This window comes from Corallococcus sp. AB030 (assembly GCF_003668965.1).
In the GTDB taxonomy this organism is placed as follows: Bacteria; Myxococcota; Myxococcia; order Myxococcales; family Myxococcaceae; genus Corallococcus; species Corallococcus exiguus.
In genome coordinates, this window is the sequence record NZ_RAWQ01000529.1 from 1 (window position 1) to 392 (window position 392).

The window sequence follows — 392 nt, forward strand, 5'->3', positions numbered from 1 at the left end:
ATCACACCCCCTGCCGCTGCAGCTTCGCCGACATGGCCTGGGCCAGCGTGTCGGCGCTGTCGCGCAGGTGGACGCGGGTCTCTTCGCCGAGGGAGGCGCGGTGCTCGCCGGCGCGCAGGCGGGCGAGCAGCAGCACGGCCTGGGCGCGCACCCAGCTGCGCGTGTCGACGCGCGTCGACGCGGACGGGCGCAGCAGCAGGTTGGCGATCCGGTTCACGTGGTCGCGCTGCAGCTCGCGGCGCAGCGGCGCGATGTCGCCGGCGCCGCCGAGCTCGCTCCACACCGCCTGCGTGACGCGCGTGTAGAGCTCGCCGACGCGCAGCGCGCGCGCCGGGCCGCTCGGCGCCTTCTCGGCGCTGTCGAGCAGGCGCGACGCGACGTTGTCGCTCAGC

General features: G+C 76.3%; 1 protein-coding gene. It reads right to left on the minus strand.

All coding sequences use genetic code 11. The annotated features are described in order from the left end of the window. Position 1: 1 nt before the first annotated feature. Positions 2-392 (minus strand): hypothetical protein (locus D7Y15_RS45115; protein ID WP_199746091.1); only part of this gene is annotated, 391 nt, incomplete at its 5' end.